This window comes from Mycobacterium sp. TH-M25, from assembly GCF_057473665.1.
This window is the reverse complement of sequence record NZ_JBYCLA010000263.1, coordinates 1-14,275: the sequence shown is the minus strand read 5'-3', so window position 1 is coordinate 14,275 and position 14,275 is coordinate 1. Positions and strand designations below refer to the sequence as shown.

Annotated in this window: 14 protein-coding genes; 7 read left to right on the top strand and 7 right to left on the bottom strand. The window is 66.8% G+C overall.

Annotated elements, in window-relative coordinates:
• The 3 genes from AC2VOU_RS08985 to AC2VOU_RS08975 form a co-directional block, all read left to right on the top strand.
• Positions 1–978: acyl-CoA dehydrogenase family protein (locus AC2VOU_RS08985; RefSeq protein ID WP_486957064.1), on the top strand; the 978-nt coding region annotated here is incomplete at its 5' end.
• Entirely contained in the window at positions 975–2,120 is a 1,146-nt protein-coding gene (locus AC2VOU_RS08980; protein WP_486957063.1) for an acetyl-CoA acetyltransferase, read from the top strand. The genes AC2VOU_RS08985 and AC2VOU_RS08980, both read left to right, overlap by 4 nt.
• Positions 2,117–3,544 (top strand): class I adenylate-forming enzyme family protein, encoded by a 1,428-nt coding sequence (locus AC2VOU_RS08975; RefSeq protein ID WP_486957062.1) that lies wholly within the window; start codon positions 2,117–2,119, stop codon positions 3,542–3,544. The genes AC2VOU_RS08980 and AC2VOU_RS08975 overlap by 4 nt, the downstream gene beginning before the upstream one ends.
• 30 nt (positions 3,545–3,574) lie before the next feature.
• On the opposite strand, the gene AC2VOU_RS08970 is transcribed toward AC2VOU_RS08975, so the two are convergent.
• Positions 3,575–4,213, bottom strand: coding sequence for a TetR/AcrR family transcriptional regulator (locus tag AC2VOU_RS08970; protein ID WP_342929629.1), 639 nt, complete (start codon positions 4,211–4,213; stop codon positions 3,575–3,577).
• Positions 4,214–4,338: 125 nt separating this feature from the next.
• Between AC2VOU_RS08970 and AC2VOU_RS08965 the strand changes: the two genes are divergently transcribed.
• From AC2VOU_RS08965 to AC2VOU_RS08955, 3 genes are all read left to right on the top strand, one after another.
• A complete protein-coding gene (locus AC2VOU_RS08965; RefSeq protein WP_486957061.1) occupies positions 4,339–5,565 on the top strand; it encodes a cytochrome P450 in 1,227 nt (408 codons plus the stop codon).
• The gene (locus AC2VOU_RS08960; protein ID WP_085242862.1) at positions 5,565–5,765 is read left to right on the top strand and encodes a ferredoxin; all 201 of its coding nucleotides are present in this window, start codon (positions 5,565–5,567) and stop codon (positions 5,763–5,765) included. The genes AC2VOU_RS08965 and AC2VOU_RS08960 overlap by 1 nt, the downstream gene beginning before the upstream one ends.
• Positions 5,766–5,940: 175 nt before the next feature.
• On the top strand, positions 5,941–7,083 hold the full coding sequence (locus AC2VOU_RS08955) for an 8-amino-7-oxononanoate synthase (protein WP_486957065.1): 1,143 nt from the start codon (positions 5,941–5,943) through the stop codon (positions 7,081–7,083).
• Positions 7,084–7,238: 155 nt separating this feature from the next.
• On the opposite strand, the gene AC2VOU_RS08950 is transcribed toward AC2VOU_RS08955, so the two are convergent.
• Genes AC2VOU_RS08950 through AC2VOU_RS08935 form a run of 4 tightly spaced genes read right to left on the bottom strand, consistent with a single transcriptional unit; the run spans position 7,239 to position 10,634 of the window.
• A complete protein-coding gene (locus AC2VOU_RS08950; RefSeq protein WP_486957060.1) occupies positions 7,239–8,165 on the bottom strand; it encodes an SDR family NAD(P)-dependent oxidoreductase in 927 nt (308 codons plus the stop codon).
• A complete protein-coding gene (locus AC2VOU_RS08945; RefSeq protein WP_486957059.1) occupies positions 8,162–8,587 on the bottom strand; it encodes a Zn-ribbon domain-containing OB-fold protein in 426 nt (141 codons plus the stop codon). The genes AC2VOU_RS08950 and AC2VOU_RS08945 overlap by 4 nt, the downstream gene beginning before the upstream one ends.
• Before the next feature lie 2 nt (positions 8,588–8,589).
• Positions 8,590–9,387 carry an enoyl-CoA hydratase/isomerase family protein gene (locus AC2VOU_RS08940; RefSeq protein WP_486957058.1) on the bottom strand — a complete coding sequence of 266 codons (798 nt, stop codon included), beginning with the start codon at positions 9,385–9,387 and terminating at the stop codon, positions 8,590–8,592.
• Positions 9,384–10,634: a cytochrome P450 gene (locus AC2VOU_RS08935; RefSeq protein WP_486957057.1), complete on the bottom strand. Its 1,251-nt coding sequence runs from the start codon at positions 10,632–10,634 to the stop codon at positions 9,384–9,386. Before AC2VOU_RS08935 ends, AC2VOU_RS08940 begins: the two co-directional genes overlap by 4 nt.
• A 162-nt stretch (positions 10,635–10,796) precedes the next feature.
• Here AC2VOU_RS08935 and AC2VOU_RS08930 point away from each other — a divergent pair, with 162 nt between their 5' ends.
• Positions 10,797–11,885, top strand: coding sequence for a Gfo/Idh/MocA family protein (locus AC2VOU_RS08930; protein ID WP_090422577.1), 1,089 nt, complete (start codon positions 10,797–10,799; stop codon positions 11,883–11,885).
• Between the two features lie 15 nt (positions 11,886–11,900).
• On the opposite strand, the gene AC2VOU_RS08925 is transcribed toward AC2VOU_RS08930, so the two are convergent.
• Together AC2VOU_RS08925 and AC2VOU_RS08920 are read right to left on the bottom strand one after the other, a co-directional pair.
• Entirely contained in the window at positions 11,901–13,052 is a 1,152-nt protein-coding gene (locus tag AC2VOU_RS08925) for an NDMA-dependent alcohol dehydrogenase (RefSeq protein WP_090422576.1), read from the bottom strand.
• Between the two features lie 17 nt (positions 13,053–13,069).
• On the bottom strand, positions 13,070–14,275 hold a 1,206-nt coding region (locus AC2VOU_RS08920; protein ID WP_486957056.1), incomplete at its 5' end, for an aldehyde dehydrogenase family protein.

Genomic DNA, 14,275 nt, shown 5'->3' with positions numbered 1-14,275 from the left:
GCAGCGGAATTCATCGCCGAACGGATGTCGGTCGAGCAGCTGCGCGCCGACCGCGCCAAGCCCGCCGCCGTGCGGCCCGAGGTATGGCGCGAGGGCGCCGAGATGGGACTGCTCACGCTCGGGTTGCCGGAGCAATTCGGCGGGTCCGGTCAGCCGTTCGACGACGAGGTGCTGCTGCACATCGAACTGGGCAGGCGGCTGGCGCCAGGCCCGTTCCTGGCGGGGACGTTGGCCGCACGGGTCGGTGCCGCCTGCGGCGACGCGGAGCTGGCCGGTGAGATCGGCTCGGGCGCAGCGACCGTCGCGCTTGCGGTATTACGAGGTGACGGCGAGGCGCGCAGCGTCAAGGGCACCTTCGACCTGCTCGACTGGTTCGGTGCACGTTATGCACTGGTGCTATCGCGGCAGGGCGCCGCACTCGTCGACATCGCGGTTTTCGGCGAGCCGACCATCATCGAGTCCGCCGACCCCGGTGTCCGGTTGGCGTCAGCGTCGCTGACCGGGGCGGGGCCGCTGCATTGGCTGCCCGCCGAGAAGGAGTGGATCTGGGGACGCGCGGTTGTGCTCGCGTCGGCTTTCCTGACCGGACTGGCGCTGGCCGCCGCCGCCGACTCAACCCAACACGCCAAGACCCGCCAGCAGTTCGGCAAGCCGATCGGCGCCAACCAGGCGATCAAGCACAGTTGCGTCGACATGGTGGTCGCCGCCGAGGCCGCACAGGCCCAAACCTTCTTCGCTGCAATCGCTTTGGATAGCGGGCGCGACGACGCGCTGTGGCAGGTTCTGTCCGCATTCACAGTGGCCGGCACGGCGGCCGTCGACAACGCCGCGGCGGGCATCCAGGTCTTCGGCGGTATGGGCTACACCTTCGAAAGCAACATGCACCTCTACCTCAAACGTTCCCACCTACTCCGGCACCTGTTCGCCGAGCCCAACGACGTTCTCGCGGAACTGATCACGCAGGACAGGCTGCAGTGACGATTGCCATCGCCGGCGTGGCGCTGTCCGACGTGGGCCGCGTCGACGACAAGGGGCCCTACGAGCTGATCGCGCAGGCGAGCCGTCGAGCTCTGGCCGACGCCGGCCTTTCGCCCGGCGATGTCGACGGCCTTGCGTCTACCGGCCAGGGCACGCTGCCCCCAGTCGACGTCGGTGAATACCTGGGGCTGCGTCCGCGGTGGGTAGACTCGACGGCGGTCGGCGGCGCGGCGTGGGAGGTGATGGCCTCGCACGCCGCCGACGCCATCACCGCAGGCCACGCAGACGTCGTGCTGTTGACGTATGGATCCACCGCTCGTGCCGACCTCAGGAAGGGATTGCGCGGCGCGAGCATCAATTGGGGTGCGCGCGGACCGCTGCAGTGGGAAGCGCCGTACGGACATACGTTGATCTCCAAGTACGCCATGGCGGCCCGCCGCCACATGTCTCAGTACGGCACCACGATCGAGCAGCTCGCCGAGGTGGCGGTGTCGGCGCGGTGCAACGCCGCGGACAACCCCGAGGCGTATTACCGCGACCCGATAACGATCGACGAGGTGCTGTCGGGGCCGATGATCGCCGACCCGTTCACCAAGCTGCACTGCTGCATCCGCAGCGATGGCGGCGCCGCGGTGGTGATGGTCAACGCCGACCGGGTCAAGGATCTGCGGTCGCAGCCGGTGTGGGTGCTCGGCGCTGCCGAGACGACCTCGCATATGTTGACCTCGCAGTGGGACGACATGACCGTCGGACCCGCGGCGGTCAGTGGCCCGCTCGCATTCGCCCGGGCCGGAGTGTCGCCGGCCGAGGTCGACGTGGCAGAACTCTACGACGCCTTCACCTACATGCTGCTGCTCACCCTCGAAGACCTCGGCTTCTGCCCGAAGGGGCAGGGCGGCGCGTTTGTGGAGACCGGAGCGCTGCGCATCGGTGGGCAACTGCCCACCAACACCGACGGTGGCGGCCTGTCGGCATGTCATCCTGGCCAGCGCGGCCTGTTCCTGCTTGTCGAGGCGGTTCGCCAGTTGCGCGGTGAATGCGGACCGCGGCAGGTGGCGGACGCGAAAATTGCCTGTGTCAGCGGCACCGGAGGCTGGTTCTGCTCCAGCGGCACAATGATTCTCGGTAACGAGAAGCCATGACGGTGCTGGCCGGTGACTTCGCGAGCACCCGCGAGTTGTTGGAGGCCGCAGCCGTCACGTACGGCGACCGTGAGGCGTATGTGGAACCCGGCTCACGAATCTCGTTCGCGGAATGGGCGTCGCGCTCCCGCAGGGTCGCGGCCGGGTTGGTCGCCCGTGGGGTCGGCAAGGGCGATGTGGTGGCGCTGCGATTGCCGTCGGGGATCGACTACGCGACGTGCTATGCGGCCGCGGCCATCATCGGCGCCATCACCACCGGGATCAACCCCCGGCTGGGCCCCAGGGAGGTCGGGGCGATCCTCGAGCAGGCCGACCCGGCGCTGGTGATTTCCGAACCCGCCGAGCTGCGCCGCATTTCAGACGAGAGCGGCGACCGATTTCCGGCTGTCCCCGATGTTGAGATCAACCGTCACGACCCCGTCGCGTTGATCTTCTCCAGCGGAACCACCGGTTTGCCCAAGGGAGCGGTGTTCGATGGAAACAATCTGCTGGCCGGTGCGGCCTCGGCGGGGGTGATGAGCGCACCTTATGACCGCCGCCTGACCTCTACGCCGTTCGCCCACGCCGGTTACATGTTCAAGCTCTGGGATCAACTGCTCTGGGGTACAACGCTTGTGATTCCGCCGACGCCATGGTCCGCCGCCGGGATGGCCACCGCGCTGCGCGAGGAGCGGATCACCGTCGCGGGTGCGGTGCCCACCCAGTGGGCCAAGCTGCTGGAGGTGTCCCCGGCCGTGTTCCCACATCTGCGGGTGGGCGTGGCCGCGACCGCACCCGCGTCGCCGGAGCTGGTACGCGCGGTGGCCGACCGCATCGGAGTGCCACTGGTGGTCCGTTACGCCATGACCGAATGCCCGACGATCAGCGGCACCGAGCCCGAAGATCCGCCCGAGATCCAGTTCCGCACCGTGGGCAGGCCGGCGCCGGGCATGGCGGTGCGCATCGTCGACGACGGCGTCGTCGAGGTCCGGGGACCGTGCGTGATGCGCGGCTATTGGCGCGACCCTGAGCTGACCGCGTCGGTGCTACGCGACGGCTGGCTGCGCACCGGCGACATGGGGGTGCTGAACGACGATGGCACGCTGTCGATCGTCGGACGCTCCGGCGACATGTACATCCGCGGCGGGTTCAATGTGCATCCCGTCGAAGTCGAGCAGGTGATCGCGACCCACCCGGGGGTCGCCCGCACCGCCGTCGTCGGCCGGCCGGCACCGGTCATCGGCGAGATCGGCGTCGCGTTCGTCGTGCCTGAAGATCCCGCCGCCGCACCGTCACTGGCGGAGCTGCGCGCCCACGTGCGCACCCAGCTGGCCGACTACAAGGCGCCCGACCACCTCGTCCTGGTCGACGACATCCCGCTGACCCCGATGCTCAAACCGGACCGGGTTGCGTTGCGCAGGTTGGCTGCCGCTGCCTCACTGTAGCTACTCCGTAACGAGATATCGTGATACGGCTCAGGCTCTTTCGGCCGGCGCGAGGGACGCGATGAGGAAGGTCCGCAAGATGCCCTCGTCGCCGCCGTCTTCGGGCCGGGCCGGTTCGGCGACCAGGCTGAACGCAATGCGGGTGACCCAGTGGGCCATTGTTTCCGGGGACACGTCGTCGCGGACCTGACCGGTGGCGGCCGCGGCCGCGATGCGTTGACCGAGGTTTTCGGCGAGGTCCCGGCGCCACAGCTCGGAGGCTTCGGCGGCCCGGAACGTGCGTCCGGCTTCCTGCTCACCGATCAGCAGCCGCATGGTCGGTGATCGGCGCCCGGCCTCCATACCGATAAGCATCGCCTGCACCAGCTGCTCGAGGAACGGCTCGTCGGTGTGCCAGCATGGCTCGCCGGCGTCGAGGACCTCGGTCACCGCACGCACGAAACACGCTGCCAACACCGCGTCTTTGTTGGGGAAATACGAGTACACCGTGGTGCGGTGCACGCCGGCGCGGTGCGCGATGTCGCTCATCCGCGTGCGGCTGGGCCCGCGGTCGGCGTAGCAGGCCTCGGCGGCGTCGAGCAGCCGATCCCGGGCCTGCTGCTCATCGATAGGCGTATCGGCGCCCCAGGCCGTGGCGCGGCCCGGAGTTGCCTGCCCGGTGACCGTCATGATCGGCACCTTACCTGTGATACTTGACCGAGACTACACAATTGCTTAGCGTGTAGCGCGCACTACAAAGTGACGGAAATTGTAGTTTTTGACACGTTCTCGCAGTCCACGAAGGGACCACGGCCATGACAGTCGAGCAGGAGGTCTGCCCCCTCCACGCGAACTTCGATCACCATTCGCCGGAGTTCCGGGAGGCGCCTCCCCACGCGGCGCTCGCGCAGATGCGCGCCCAGTGCCCGGTCACCCATTCCGGGCAGCATGGCGGTTTCTGGTCGCTGCTGGACTACGCGTCGGTATTCGACGCCGCGCGCGACGACGATCTGTTCAATTCGTATCCCTCCGTGGGCGTGCCGGCCAGCACGGCTCCCTTCCCGATCATTCCGATCGAGTCCGACCCACCGCTGACGAAGAAGCTGCGCCAGGTGACGGTGAAGACGTTCTCGCCCGGTGCGGCCGAACGGTTGCGACCGGCGGCGCGGCGGATGGCCACCGAGATGGTCAACGAGTTCATCGAGCGAGGTGAATGCGACATCGTTGGCGAGCTGACCACCCCACTGCCGGCCAAACTGGTGCTGCACATGCTGGGGTTCGACGAATCGAAGTATCGGCAGTGGGTGAACTGGGTGCACACCTTCGTCCACGACCGCACCCACGACGAAGAGAAGGCCGCCACCGCGGCCATGGAACTCTTCGGCGAAATCCACAAGCACATGGCCGAGCGCCGCGAGGCCGGTGAGAACGGCGACGACCTGTTCGGCGAGATCCTCGACGGCCAGATCGACGGCGTCCCCCTCGACGACAGCCAGATCCTGATGTACACGGTGATGATGATGCTGGGCGGCATGGACACCACCAGCGGTCTGACCGGAAACGTGCTGCTGCGCTTGATCAATCAGCCTGAGCTGCGTCAGATCCTCATCGAGCAGCCCGAATTGCTCAAACCCGCCACCGACGAGTTCCTCCGGCACGCCACGCCGACGTTGGGGCTGGCCCGCACGGTGTCGCGCGACGCGGAATTCCACGGCCAGCAACTCAAAGCCGGTGACCGCGCCATCCTCATGTGGGCGGCCGCAAACCGCGACCCGGCGGTGTTCGACGAGCCGGACAAGATCGACCTCTGGCGCAAGAACAGCCAGAAACACATGGCATTCGGGGTCGGACAACATCGCTGCCTGGGCTCACATTTGGCACGGATGATGTTTCAGGAGATGATCGCCGAAATCCTCGAACGCCTGCCCGATTTCGAAGCAAACGGACCTGCGGTGATGTTCGAGGATGCCGGTGAGGTATACGCCCCGCGCAGCCTGCCGATCAAGTTCACCCCGGGCAACCTTACGGGAGTGAAATCCTGATGCCCAGAATCGAATTCGACCAATCACGCTGCGTCGGGCATGCACAGTGCAACGCCGCGGCGCCCGACGTCTATGAGCTCGACGACAACGGATATCTCCTGCCACCGCCCAGCGTGATCGACGAATCGCTGCGCGACAGCGCGATCGCAGGTGCAAGCGCCTGCCCAGAAGGGGTACTGAAAGTTTTCGACGACGAATAACGGTCGGCTGCACCTCTGCGGGCAGCTAAGCGCCCCAGAGCACGCCTGAAATCCCTAGGCCGGAGCCGACGGTCCCTATCTTCCCCGGAGTTCGGCACCGATCGGCAGCCCACCGCAATCATTGAACACTGTTTAAGTAAGCTCGCTAGCTGTGGATTTGGACCCGCTGAACTGGATGGACCTGCGTGCCGAGGAGCGCGTGCGGGCTGGCCTGCGTCGGGAGCTGCGGGCGCGACCGCCGCAGAGCGGGCTGATCGATCTGGCATCCAACGACTACCTGGGACTGTCGCGGCATCCCGCAGTGATCCAGGGTGCGATCGAGGCCGTCCGCACCTGGGGCACGGGAGCAACCGGGTCCCGGCTGGTGACCGGCACGACCCTTGACCACGAGCAGCTGGAGACAGAGCTTGCCGACTTCGTCGGAGCAGAAGCAGGCCTGGTGTTTGCCTCCGGGTACGCCGCCAATCTGGGCGTGGTGACGGCCCTGGCCGCGCGCGGAACGCTGGTGATCTCCGATGCCAGCAGCCACGCGTCGCTGGTGGATGCCTGCCGGCTGTCGAGAGCCAGGGTGGAGGTCACCCCGCACGGCGACGTTGCGTCGATCGAGCGGCTGCTGGCCGAACGCGCCGAGGAGCGCGCCCTGGTGATCACCGACTCGGTGTTCAGCGCTGATGGCGACCTGGCGCCATTGGCGGAGCTGCACCGCGTGGTGCGCGCCCACCAGGCGGTGCTGATCGTCGACGAGGCGCACGGCATCGGCGTACGCGGCGAGGGCGGTCGCGGTCTCGTGCATGAACTCGGTCTGGCCGGCCAGCCCGATCTGGTGATCACCGCGACGCTGTCGAAGGCGCTGGCAGCCCAGGGCGGTGTGGTGCTGGGCACCGAGCGACTGCGCAGCCACCTGATCGATACCGCACGGACGTTCATCTTCGACACCGGACTGGCCCCAGCCGCCGTGGGGGCCGCGCTGGCCTCGTTACGGCTATTGCGCCGGGACCCGACGATGGCGGGTCGGGCACTGGCCCGCGCCGCCGAGATCTCGCGCATCGTGTCGGTGGCCCAACCGGATTCGGCGGTTGTCTCCGTCGTGCTGGGAGAGCCGCAGCGCGCCTATGCGGCCGCTCAGGCCTGCCGAGCCGGCGGACTGAGCGTTGGCTGCTTTCGGCCGCCGACCGTGCCAGCCGGCACGTCCAGGCTGCGTTTGACGGCGCGCGCCAATTTAACCGACACCGAGATGGACACCATCGCAACGGTTCTCGGTAAAATTCGTCCGGCGGTGGCACAAACCGAATGGAGCAACGCCCAACTTACCGGCTAGTCCGGACCGGATAACCCCATCGGTGTCGCCATTGCCGGTTCGAAACGCCCGACGACACCAGAAGGTGCGCAGAAGGTGCGCGTCGCCAGGGGCAACCCGGCGTTGGCTTGCAGCACATCCGATCAGCTGGCCGCGCTGCTGGGTGTGGCGGGCAGTCAGCCGCCGAGCCGCAGTCCCGGATTGCGGGTGCCGAATACGTCAGTCGCCATGATCACACCGAGCGTATTTGCGTCCCAGCGCTTCTGGCCGCTGGAGACCGTCGCGACCGGATGCCAGCCCTTGAGCAACTGGATGTTCTCCCCGAGCGCGCGGATGACCTGTCCGCTTATGTGGCCGGCTTCCGGACTTGCCAGCCACGCCACCACCGGTGAACTCAGCGACGGGTCCTTGGGGTCGAATTCGTCCTCGGCGCGTTCGTCGGGTTCGATCGCCGCCGCAGCTCCGGGCATCGACGCTGACATCCGCGTGCGGCCACCAGGGCTGATGATGTTGGCGGTGGCGCCGATCGACGCCAGTTCCAGACTCAGGGTCTGGGTCAGGCCGACGATCGCGGCCTTGGCCGCACTGTAGTTGGTCTGCCCGAAATGTCCGTGCAGGCCGGCTCCTGAGGTGGTGTTGATGATCCGGCCATACACCTTGGTGCCACCGTTGGCCTTCGACTCCGCACGCCATTGTCGGGTGACCGCGCGACTGGTCAGCCAGCTGCCCCGAACATGCACCCGCATCACGAGGTCGAAGTCCTCGGCGGTCATGTTCCAGATCGCCTTGTCGCGGACGATGCCCGCATTGTTCACGACGATGTCGAGCCGACCCAGCTGGGAGTAGGCGCGTTCGACCACGAGCTCGACCTGCTCTTCGTCGCCGACGTCGCTGAAGTCCGAAACCGCTTTGCCGCCTCGGCTTTCGATGATCTGCACCACCTCATCGGCGACCTTTCCGCTGCCCTCGCCGGCCAACGAGGTGCCCAGGTCGTTGACGATCACCGTCGCGCCGTGTTTGGCCAGCTCCAGCGCATGCCCGCGACCGATGCCGTGTCCGGCACCGGTGACCAAGGCAACCTTGCCGTCGAGTAGTCCTCTCACTCGTCCTCCTTGCTTGCGGTGAAGACCGTCAGATAGGGGCTGCCCGGATCCTGGTCGTCGACGGGCCGGAATTCAGCGGTGACCGCCATTCCGATGCGTAGCTGTTCGTGGGGAACACCCTCGATCGTCGTCATCACCCGCGGCCCCTCAGCCAGTTCGACAATGGCCGCGATATAGGGCACCCGGTCGCGGAACGGTGGGAGATCGTTGACGTACACCGTCGAATACGTGTACAGGATGCCGCTACCGCTGGCCTGGACCGGAACGACGTCGTCGCTCCAGCAGTGTGGGCAAAACGGGCGCGGGTAGTGGTGCACCGTCGCGCAGGCGCGGCAGTGCGCGATCAGCAGCCGGCCCTGCCGCGCCGCCTGCCAATACGGTGCGCTGGCCGGGTCGATGACCGGGATGTCGGCGCGGGCCATGGTCACCACCCGGTGTAGCGGGTCGGGCGCTTCTCGACGAATGCCTGCACCCCCTCTTGGGAGTCATGCGAATACGACTGGATCTCCTGGGCCATCGCTTCGGCGGTGAAAGCGGCGCGGCGGTCGCAGTCGGGGGAGTCGTTGAGTAGGCGCTTGGTGAGCGCGATCGCGCTGGTGGGCGCCGTGGCCAGTCGGTCGGCGAAGTCGGCTACCGCGGCGTCGAGTTCCTCGGCCGGCACCACCCGGTTCACCAGGCCCAATGCCAACGCTTCGGCAGCACCCAGCTTTTCCCCGAAGAACGCCATCTCCTTGGCTTTCTGCATGCCGATGCGCCGGGGCAGCAGGTAACAGCCACCGCCGTCGACGGTAAGGCCCCGCTTGACGAAAGATTCTGTGAAGTAGGCGTTCTCGGCCGCGATGACCAGGTCGCTGGCGTAGGCGATGTGGGCGCCGAGTCCCGCGGCAGCGCCCTGTACCACGGCAATGACCGGTTTGTTGCAGTCCAAGATGCTGGCTATCAGCTTCTGCGCGCCGCTCATGATGCGCCGCATCGGGTCCAGTACCCGTTTCTGGACCGTCTGACGGCGGTCCTGCAGCGTGTTCACATCGGCGCCGGAGCAGAAGTGTTTCCCGTTGGCGCGCAACACCACAACGCGTGCCCGCTCGTCGGTGTCGGCGGTCGCCAACAGCGCGATGAGCGCGTCGCGGTCGGCGGGTCGCAACGCGTTGGCCGCATCCGGCCGGTTGAGCGTGATGGTCATGACGCCGTCGGCGACGTCGGACAGGATGGTGGTGGTCATGGCGTGTAAATCGCGTTCAGGTGCTTGATGCCGTTGACGAAATTGGAGCGCAGCATCACGGGTTCGCCGACTGTCCTGATGTCGGGGTAGCGATCGTAGATCATCTTCAAGGCCACGTTGAGCTCCAGCCGGGCCAGGTGTGCGCCCAGGCAGAAATGCGGTCCGGGACCACCGAAGGCCAGGTGATTGTTCGGGTTGCGGGTGATGTCGAAGAGCTCCGGATCGTCGAAGGCCGCCGGATCGCGGTTGGCCGCCGGATACCACATCACCACCCGGTCGCCCTTGGCGAAGGTGTGGGAACCGGATGCGAGCGTCACCCCGTCGGCGGTCACGGTTCGGCGCATGTGGATCACCGGGCTGGCGTACCGCAGGATCTCCTCGACCGCCCTGGGGGCGAGCGTGTCGTAGTCGCTGAGTAGCTTGTCGCGCTGATCGGGGTGGTGGGTCAGGATGTGCAGACCGTGGGTCAACGCATTGCGGGTGGTCTCGTTACCCGCCCCCACCAGCAGGATGAAGAACTTCGCCAGCTCCTGTGGGGTCAGGTTTTCCTCCTCCGAGGTGACCAACTTGCTGATCACATCGTTGGTGGGGTTGGCGATGCGGTCCTCGGCGATCCCCTTGAGCAGCTCGATCAGCTTGACACTGGTCTCGGTGACGGCGGCCTCGATACCGGCGACGCTCTGCTCGGGCACGTATTCCGGGTCCGAGGCCCCCAGGATCACGTTGGTGGACTGCAGAATGAACTGCTCGTGTTCGCGCGGCACACCGAGCATGGTGTCGATGATTCGCAACGGCAGCAGGATCGCGAAGTCGCTGACGAAATCGCACTCGCCCGACGCGGGCATCGCGTCGAGAATCTCGGCGGTGGTGGATTCGACCAGGCCGCGCAGTTCCGCGAGCATGCGCGGGGTGAAGCCGCGGGACACGATCTTGCGGATCCGCATGTGTTCGGGGTCATCCATGTCGATGATCGATCCGCGGTACTCCCGCATCTCCGGTGTCTGGTCGAAGATCTGAGTGCCCTGACCCGAACAGAACTCCGCGGGGCGACGGCTGATGTCAACGATGTCGGCGTGGGTACCGACCGCCCAGAATCCCTTGCCTTTCCGCCCGATCGGCACGAACACCGGTCGGCCGGCGTCCCGAAGTCGGCGATACAGCGCGGTGCGCTGGTCGGGGTGGTCTTGCCACCACCCCAGGTCGATGAGTGAGGTGAATTCCAGTTCGTCGGTGTCGAGCGCGTTCACACCCCGATTCTGGCACTCGTGTCACCCTGAGGCAACGAATGGGTACCGGGAAACAATTGGGAGAACGCCATCCAGTATCTGCCAGCCCCTTGAACGGATGCAGAATCTAACATTAGTGTCACTGTAGGCGGGGGCGGATCGGTTCGGCGCCGAGGAGGGCAGATGACGCTGCGGGTCGGCGTGGTGGGAGTGGGCTGGGGCGCGCACGTGCAGGTTCCGGGTTTCCGGGCGGCCGACGGCTTCGAGCCAGTCGCGCTGTGCGCGCGCACCCCCGAGCGGTTGAGCCGCGTCGCGGCCAAGCTCGCCATCGAGGACACGTCCACCGACTGGCAATCGTTCGTCGCCCGCGACGATCTCGATGTCATTTCCGTCGCCACACCGACCGTGTTGCACCACGACATGGCGCTGGCCGCTCTGGCCGCCGGAAAGGCTGTGCTGTGCGAGAAGCCGTTGGCGGGAGATCTCGAGGCAGCCCGTGACATGGTGTGCGCCGCCGCGCAGTCGGGTCGGCCCACTGCCTGCTGCTTCGAGAACCGATGGAACCCCGACTGGCTGGCCGTGGCCCACCTGGTCCGCTCGGGTTTCCTCGGCAAGCAGTACCTCGCCAGGGTCAGCCGTAGCGCGTCGTACTGGCACCCGAGTCATCAGCCACAGGCGCGCTGGATGTACGACCGCGCCCAGGGCGGGGGATACCTCGCCGGGATGCTGGTCCACGACCTCGACTTCTTGTGCAGCTTGTTCGGCCGCCCGGAGTCGGTGTGCGCGGAAGTCCGCAACAGTGACCCGTTCCGCGAACTTCCCGACGGCGAGACGTTGCACATCACTGCCGATGACACCGCCGCTCTGTTGCTGCGCATGGAGTCCGGGCTGACCGCCATCCTCAGTGTGTCGGTGATCGGCGCGCACGCCGACCATTTCCGCCTGGAGTTGTTCGGCGCCGACGGCACCATCATCGGCGACGGCGATCTGCGATCGACCGCATATGTGGCAGGGGCGGCCGCTGACGACGGATTGACCCCGCTGGCGGTCAACGACCGCGAGCCGGCCCACCCGGAGCGCCTGCCCAAGGGACTGGCCGGACACGCCAGTCGGGCGATGGCCCTCATGCTCGAGGACTGGCGCCCGGCCTTCGACGGGGAACCGGTCACCGTGGCCACCTTCGAGGACGGACTGCTCAGCCTCGCCGTGATCGATGCCGCGCACCGATCCGCCGAGGGAGGCGGATGGGAGACCGTTCATGCGACCGCGTGAGCGTGCCATTTGGGTTCATGGCACGCCGGGCTCTAACGTGTTGGACCCCTCGGCCGCCGGATAGATCAGCACTCCGCGAATGTTGGCGCCGGCGTGCATGTCGGCGTAGCCGTCGTTGACCTTCTCTAGCGGGTACGTCCGAGTGACCATCGACTCCAGATCCACCTGTCCGGCACTGTACAGTTCCAGGATTTTCGGGATGTCGGCCCGCGGGTTGCCAGAGCCGTACAGCGTGCCGATGATCTGCTTCTCCGTCAGGGTGAGGTCCATCAGGTTGGCCCGGATTTCGCGTTCCAGCATCGGGTGGATATTGGTGACGACCAGCTTGCCGCGTTTGGCCGTCATGGCCAGCGCCTGGCCGACCAGCTGCCCGTCGCCGACACCCATAGCGCAGATGAACTTGTCCGCGCCGCGGTCCCACGTCGCCTCGGCGACAACGCCTTTTGCTTCTTTCCAGTTCGCCGCGGTGTGCGTGGCGCCCATCTTCATGGCTTCTTCACGCTTGTACTCCGATGGGTCGATCACCGTGATCGTGCGCGCCCCGGCCAGCCGCGCGCCCTGTACGGCCGCCGCACCGATACCGCCGACACCGGCCACCACGACGGTGTCCCCGGGCCGCACATCGGCCGCGTAGACCGACGAACCCCACCCGGTGATGAACCCGCAGCCAAGCAGGCAGGCGAGGTCGAGTCGGTAGTGCTCGGGAATCTTGACGCAGCTCGCCTCGTGCACGACGGTGTGGTGCGAAAACGAACCGACACCGCAGGCAAGCGCCAGATCCTTCCCGCCCGCGTGGTGACGAGCGGTTCCGTCGTGAATCTGCATCCCGGAGTAGATCTTTGCGCCCAGGTCGCACAGGCTCTGATGGCCGGTCGAACATGACGGGCAGCGCCCACAGGACGGGATAAAGCTGAACACCACGTGGTCACCGGGCTGTAGCCACGACACATGGTCGCCGACGGCCTTCACCACACCCGCGCCTTCGTGGCCGCCGATGCACGGCAGCCGGATCGGCATGTCGCCGGTCACCAGATGATCGTCGGAGTGACACATCCCCGACGCGTGCAGTTCGACGAGTACCTCGGGTGCCTTCGGCGGATCGAGCTCGATCGTTTCGATCGACCACGGCGTGTTTCGTTCCCACAGCACCGCCGCCTGCGTCTGCATTGATGTGCCCTTCCGGTCTAGCGAATGACGGCTTGATACTCGACGAAACCGGCGATGCCCTCCGGGCCTCCCTCGCGGCCGATGCCGGACTGTTTGAAGCCGCCGAACGGACTGCCGAAATCCAGGACCGCGGTCGAGTTGACCGCCACCGATCCCACCCGCAACCGCGACGCCACCGCCGCCGCCCGGTCACCGTCGGCCGACCAGACCGCACCCACCAGGCCGTATTTCGAGTCGTTGGCGATGCTCACCGCGGCACTGTCTCCTTGGGCGTCGTCGTAGGTGATCACCACCGCGACGGGTCCGAAGACTTCTTCGCGGGCGATCTCCATGTCGTTGGTTGCAGCCACCACCGCGGGGGTGACGAACCACCCTGGCCCCGTAAGACACTCGCCGCCGGTCAGGATGGTGGCGCCCTCTCCCCGGGCCCGCTGCAGGAAGCCCTCGACCCGGTCGCGGGCGGACTCGTTGATCAGCGGTCCGATGTCGGTGGATCGGTCGGCCGGGTCCCCGACGCTGAGCCCCGCCACCGCGGTGGTCAGCGCGGTGGTGAATTCGTCATAGCGGCTGTGCGGCAATATGATTCGGGTTAGTGCGGCGCACAGCTGACCGTTGTTGCCCATCACCCCACCGACCAGCCCGCTGACCGTCGATTCCAGGGCCGCGTCAGGGAGGACGATGGCAGCTGATTTGCCGCCCAATTCCGTGCTGCAGCGGCGGATCTGTGATCCGCAGGCCGCCGCGATCTGCGCACCCACCGTGGTGGACCCGGTGAAGCTGATCTTGTCCACCGCGGGATGCGACATCAGTGCCGCACCGGTGGTCGTACCGCCGTTGACGACGTTGACCACACCGTCGGGCAGACCGGCCTCTTCGATGGCCTTGGTGAGCACACCGATGCTCAACGGCGCGTCCGGCGACGGCTTCAGCACAACGGTGCAGCCCGCGGACAGCGCCGGGCCGAGCTTCAGTGCGGCGATGAACAACGGCGTGTTCCACGGGATGATCGCCCCCACCACACCGACGGGGAGCTGGCTGACCGTGACGGTGCCACCGGTTGCTGACGGGCGGGTGGATTCGAACGGGTAGTCCGGGGTGATCGCAGCATAGGCGCGCAGCGCACCGACGGCGGTGAGCACCTGGCCGAAAGTGCTCCACTTCCGGGGGGAGCCGATCTCGGCTGTCATGAGATCGGCGAGTTCGCCCTTGCGGGCGGTCAGCGC

Excerpts from the sequence above, each read along its gene's own strand:
- AC2VOU_RS08975 (WP_486957062.1), top strand. The coding sequence starts at position 2,117 with ATGACGGTGCTGGCCGGTGACTTCGCGAGCACCCGCGAGTTGTTGGAG.
- AC2VOU_RS08930 (WP_090422577.1), top strand. The coding sequence starts at position 10,797 with ATGACGCTGCGGGTCGGCGTGGTGGGAGTGGGCTGGGGCGCGCACGTG.
- AC2VOU_RS08960 (WP_085242862.1), top strand. The coding sequence starts at position 5,565 with ATGCCCAGAATCGAATTCGACCAATCACGCTGCGTCGGGCATGCACAG.
- AC2VOU_RS08955 (WP_486957065.1), top strand. The coding sequence starts at position 5,941 with ATGGACCTGCGTGCCGAGGAGCGCGTGCGGGCTGGCCTGCGTCGGGAG.
- AC2VOU_RS08925 (WP_090422576.1), bottom strand. The coding sequence starts at position 13,052 with ATGCAGACGCAGGCGGCGGTGCTGTGGGAACGAAACACGCCGTGGTCG.
- AC2VOU_RS08965 (WP_486957061.1), top strand. The coding sequence starts at position 4,339 with ATGACAGTCGAGCAGGAGGTCTGCCCCCTCCACGCGAACTTCGATCAC.
- AC2VOU_RS08945 (WP_486957059.1), bottom strand. The coding sequence starts at position 8,587 with ATGGCCCGCGCCGACATCCCGGTCATCGACCCGGCCAGCGCACCGTAT.
- AC2VOU_RS08940 (WP_486957058.1), bottom strand. The coding sequence starts at position 9,387 with ATGACCACCACCATCCTGTCCGACGTCGCCGACGGCGTCATGACCATC.
- AC2VOU_RS08970 (WP_342929629.1), bottom strand. The coding sequence starts at position 4,213 with ATGACGGTCACCGGGCAGGCAACTCCGGGCCGCGCCACGGCCTGGGGC.